Origin of the sequence: Aquiflexum sp., assembly GCF_041749095.1 — a bacterium.
Taxonomy (GTDB): Bacteria; Bacteroidota; Bacteroidia; order Cytophagales; family Cyclobacteriaceae; genus Aquiflexum.
Genome location: NZ_JBGTCA010000049.1, coordinates 1 through 2522, shown reverse-complemented (window position 1 = coordinate 2522; position 2522 = coordinate 1). Strand labels below are relative to the sequence as shown.

General features: G+C 37.7%; 4 protein-coding genes. 3 read left to right on the top strand and 1 reads right to left on the bottom strand.

The window, feature by feature from the left end; all coding sequences use genetic code 11:
* The 3 genes from ACEW8O_RS03350 to ACEW8O_RS03340 all read left to right on the top strand — a co-directional run.
* Nucleotides 1-468: hypothetical protein (locus ACEW8O_RS03350; protein ID WP_373493209.1), on the top strand; the 468-nt coding region annotated here is incomplete at its 5' end.
* A 6-nt stretch (nt 469-474) separates the two neighbouring features.
* On the top strand, nt 475-633 hold the full coding sequence (locus ACEW8O_RS03345; protein WP_373493208.1) for a hypothetical protein: 159 nt from the start codon (nt 475-477) through the stop codon (nt 631-633).
* 143 nt (nt 634-776) lie between these two features.
* Nucleotides 777-1610 (top strand): hypothetical protein, encoded by an 834-nt coding sequence (locus ACEW8O_RS03340; protein ID WP_373493207.1) that lies wholly within the window; start codon nt 777-779, stop codon nt 1608-1610.
* On the opposite strand, the gene ACEW8O_RS03335 is transcribed toward ACEW8O_RS03340, so the two are convergent.
* On the bottom strand, nt 1607-2522 hold a 916-nt coding region (locus ACEW8O_RS03335; RefSeq protein ID WP_373493206.1), incomplete at its 5' end, for a TonB-dependent receptor domain-containing protein. The genes ACEW8O_RS03340 and ACEW8O_RS03335 overlap by 4 nt on opposite strands.

Here is a 2522-nt window from a genome sequence, read left to right as displayed (position 1 = left end):
GAGGATAGTCCGATGAGCATGGGGGATGCTGAGAGGTTGTATTTCAAAAATATCAGGGCAGCTTACTATGATGTTGAGGTTAGAAGAGATGCAAAAATGACAATCTACCGGCTTGGAAAAAGGGCTAAAACGGAAGATAGTATGACGCTAGGATTGTCTATAATTCTAAACAGGGTCAAAAATGAGGCGTATATATTTGTGGAATCTACCTCTGAAGATTTGCCTTTAAAAATCAGATGGTCGAATCCGGATCAAGAAAATATAAATGGCGAATTGGTTTTTGTAGGAGGAGATAAATATAAACACCTCGCATTTGTAGAAGAATTCTATCCATTATTGACTGAAAACGCCAAATTTGAGTTATGGGACGAAGACAAATACATTACCATCTTGGATGAAGAGAATGATAAAGATGCGCTCCGAATAACCATTAATGACTATTATAAGTTGATCAACAATCCAAAATAAACCCAAATGGAACTCCCCAGGATAGACAATCTATGGAAGTTTCTAGGCATCAAAAATAACCTTACCGTCAATACTTATTCGGAAAATGGGATCAAGTATCATTTTAATCTTATACACAGGACACTTTGGGGCAAAAATTTTTTTGCTGAAGGGATTAGAAATTGATTTTAGTATTTTTTCAAAAAATTAATTGAAGTAATGGTATTGATTGCAAAATCCTGAGTGTTTGATTGATGGAAGTAACTTGGTTTTATCGCTAAATTTATTCCAGTAGAAAAATGCTCGAATTCAATCCTAAATCTAAAGCCATGAGATCCATGAAACCAATGAACAGATTATTTATCGCAAGCTTTTTGTTAGGGTTTTTGTTTTTTGATGCCAATGAAGCCCAAGCACAGAAACTAATGTTTATTTCGGACGAGCTTCATGAAAATGCAGACAGATTTGAAGTTGGGATGAAAGGAGGAACAGGGAGGATCAGATATCATTATAATTCCTTTAAAGTCACTAAAGTAAAAGTAGGATGGACTAAGAGTAAGTACAGGTCAAAATTGTTCAGTCCATTGGAGACAGCATCATCTGAAAGAAAGCTTTCATATGAGTTTATCTCTCACAAAGGGGATACCGCTTGGGTCAATTTGAACCGAAATATGAACTATGAGGGAATCAATAGAGAAGGGTTAACTTTTTTCGGTCGGAATACATCGATTAATATTGGCGGTTATCAAGAAGTGTTGGAAAATTCCGATAATCTGTTTGGTGTGATTGAAACCAATTCGGATGATGTGGTTTGGAGCTTTATTGTCAGCGAAAAATACGGAACCATTGTAGGTGACAGACCAATTTTTGTCGGTTGGTTAACAAATGGTGACCGAAAAATAGACATCCTGCCTGTATTTGATTATCAAAACCCTGGTAAGAAAAATTTGGTGGATATGATGTTCGGAACAGAAATCTGGTTGAAAGGCTTTGAATTTGTCGAAAATGCGAAGTCATTAGGGGCTGTCCAAATAGGTCCAATGAGAAAAATGTTTATTGTTTGGTTTTCCAAAAAAAATGATCCCATGACTGATTTTGTCATGGGATCAACTTTTGCAGCATTAATGTGGGAATACCAAATCGATATGGATTCAAATTTTTAGAACCTGACTTTTACGCCTGCAAGAAAATTGGTTCCTGCTTGTGGATAGTAAAAGTTTTCGGTAACAAGTTCTCTTCCCGTTGCTCCTTCTCCCGCCAGGAAATAGCTGAATGTATATCCGTTTGGTTCATACATCTGATTGAAAATATTATTGATCAAAACGGTAAATTCAAGATTTTTCACAAACCTAGGCCTTAAGGAATAATTCAATCTGATATCGTTGGTAAAGAAGGCATTGAGCTTTCTGTTGTCATTTTGAGTATTATCCATAAACTGATCCCCGACATATTTATTGAGGAGACTGATTTCAAAGTTTTTGAAAGGCCTAAAATCTATAATTGCGGCCCCGATCACATTTGGGGAGAAGGCGATATCGGTATCAGTATGCACAATCACTTCCTGTCTGAATTCTGCGGCTGCATAATCATCGATATACTCTGTGAATTCTGCGATTTTATTTCTACTCAATGTCAGGTTACCGCCAAATGTCCATTTATCCGAAACCCTATAAGCACCATCCAACTCGATCCCTGCCCTGAAAGAATTGGCAACATTTTCCCTGATATAAGCCCCCACATCATTCAACTGTCCGGTAAGCACCAATTGATCCCTGTAATTCATATAGAAGAAATTGGCATTGTAGGTCAGGTTTCCTTTTTGGTTCCTGATTCCGGCTTCTATATTTTGCAATGTTTCGTGTCTAGGTGTTTCCAGAATCGGGCTGTCTGTGAAATCCCTTCTGACCGGTTCCCTGTTGGCCACTGCATAAGACGCATACCAGGTTTTTCCTTTTTCTGTTTCATAAGAAAAACCAAGCTTGGGATTGAAGAACCTGTATTGATGCTCGCCACTAACAATCCTGAGGTCATTGTTGATCCCGGAAATGGAATAATCTATCCCCCTGTACTGCATG

What these genes read in the sequence shown, in the direction of transcription:
- ACEW8O_RS03345 (WP_373493208.1), top strand. Translation starts at nt 475, where the DNA reads ATGGAACTCCCCAGGATAGACAATCTATGGAAGTTTCTAGGCATCAAA.
- ACEW8O_RS03340 (WP_373493207.1), top strand. Translation starts at nt 777, where the DNA reads ATGAGATCCATGAAACCAATGAACAGATTATTTATCGCAAGCTTTTTG.